Source organism: Saccharomonospora iraqiensis subsp. paurometabolica YIM 90007, from assembly GCF_000231035.2.
Classification (GTDB): Bacteria; Actinomycetota; Actinomycetes; order Mycobacteriales; family Pseudonocardiaceae; genus Saccharomonospora; species Saccharomonospora paurometabolica.
Window position 1 is genome coordinate 14,074 of sequence record NZ_KI912228.1, and the last position, 1,431, is coordinate 15,504.

Genomic DNA, 1,431 nt, shown 5'->3' on the forward strand with positions numbered 1-1,431 from the left:
AGGCGGCGTTCGCCGGCGCGCTCGGGGTCCGGCTGGGCGGACGCACCGTCCACCCGCACGGGCCGCGGGAGCTGCCCGTGCTCGGCGAGGGCCGCACACCGGACGCAGGCCATGTCACCCGCGCCGTGGAACTCTCCCGCGTCGTCGGCTGGCTCACCGCCGCCCTCACCACCCTCCTCGCCCTGCGCCCCCACCCGCACCGCCGTACGCGGCAGGGGTTGCCGTGAAGGACTCCCTGCCTGCGTCCGGTGCCGTGAAGGACTCCTTCACTGCGTCCAGTGCCGTAAAGGAGTCCTTCACGGCGTCGAGGGCCGCGAAGGAGTCCTTCACGGCACCACAACCTGGGGCGGGCTACCCGGGCCGGGGAGTGGAGTGGGGGTCCGGTGCGGGGGCCTCGTCCTCGGCGAGGATCTCGGCGACCGAGCGGCGGCGTCCGCCGGTCGGGCGGTCCTCGGCGAGTGCGCCGCCGGGTTTGAGCTCGCGCACGGTGAAGTAGGCCCAGCCCAGCACGCCCATGGTGCCGAACGCGATCCACTGCAGTGCGTACGAGAAGTACGGCCCCGCGTCGATCTGCGGCAGCGGCAGCGTGTTCAGCACGCCCGGCTGCCCCTCGCTCAGCGGGAAGTAGCCGCGCCGCAGGTCGAGGCCGGTCGCCTCGGCCACCACCCGGGAGTCCACGGCGTAGGTGTGCAGGGCGCCGCCGGTGGAGGCGTTCGCGAACGCCGGGCGGGCCTGCGGATCGGTCTCGTCGGAGCGCACCCGGGCCTCGACCCGGACCGTCCCTTCCGGCGGGGCGGCGTAGGGCGGAACCTCCGAGTCGTCCGGCCGCAGGTATCCCCGGTCGATCAGCAGCACCTCCCCCGAGGTGGTCCGCATCGGCGTCAGCACCTCGAACGCGGGTTCCCCGCGCACGGTCCGCAGCCGGGCGACGACCTCGTGCTCGGGCAGGTAGGTGCCCTCCACCAGCACCCGCCGCCACTCGGCCTCCGGCCCGGGCGGACCCGCGGTGGGCAGGACGTCGTCGACGGGCGCGGCCGGTTCGGTGAACGACGCCCGCACGGCCTCGTTGGTGGCCGCCCGCTCGTTGTGCCGGTCGAACTGCCAGGGTGCGAGCACCGTGTAACAGGTGACGGCGAACCCGAACACCACCAGCGTCAGCGCCAGCCAGCTCGGCCGGAGCAGCAACTTCCACCGCACGATCCCCACGGTATGCGCCGGGCACGGGTGGGGACCGGTCAGGGTGCCGTGGGTGTGGCGGGGATCCGGGTGTCGGGGCCTCCTGCGGTGGCGACCCGGGCGGCGCGGCCCACCGGGTGCTCAGCCCGTCTGCAGGGCCGCCTTCGCCGCGTCGAGCGCCTGCCGGGCGTAGCCGCCCCCGAACAGCACGGTGTGCACGAGCAGGGGGAACAACTGGTGCAACGGCACCCGCCG

The 1,431-nt window shown here is 74.6% G+C and carries 1 protein-coding gene and 2 pseudogenes; 1 reads left to right on the plus strand and 2 read right to left on the minus strand.

Going from position 1 to position 1,431, the window contains the following annotated elements:
• Positions 1–227, plus strand: a pseudogene (locus SACPADRAFT_RS26725) (cobalamin biosynthesis protein); the annotation flags it as partial.
• Positions 228–351: 124 nt separating this feature from the next.
• Here the strand turns inward: SACPADRAFT_RS26725 and SACPADRAFT_RS0209730 are convergent.
• Together SACPADRAFT_RS0209730 and SACPADRAFT_RS31435 are read right to left on the minus strand one after the other, a co-directional pair.
• A complete protein-coding gene (locus SACPADRAFT_RS0209730; protein WP_198048297.1) occupies positions 352–1,197 on the minus strand; it encodes an SURF1 family cytochrome oxidase biogenesis protein in 846 nt (281 codons plus the stop codon).
• Positions 1,198–1,317: 120 nt separating this feature from the next.
• A pseudogene (locus SACPADRAFT_RS31435) lies at positions 1,318–1,431 on the minus strand (fructosamine kinase family protein); the annotation flags it as partial.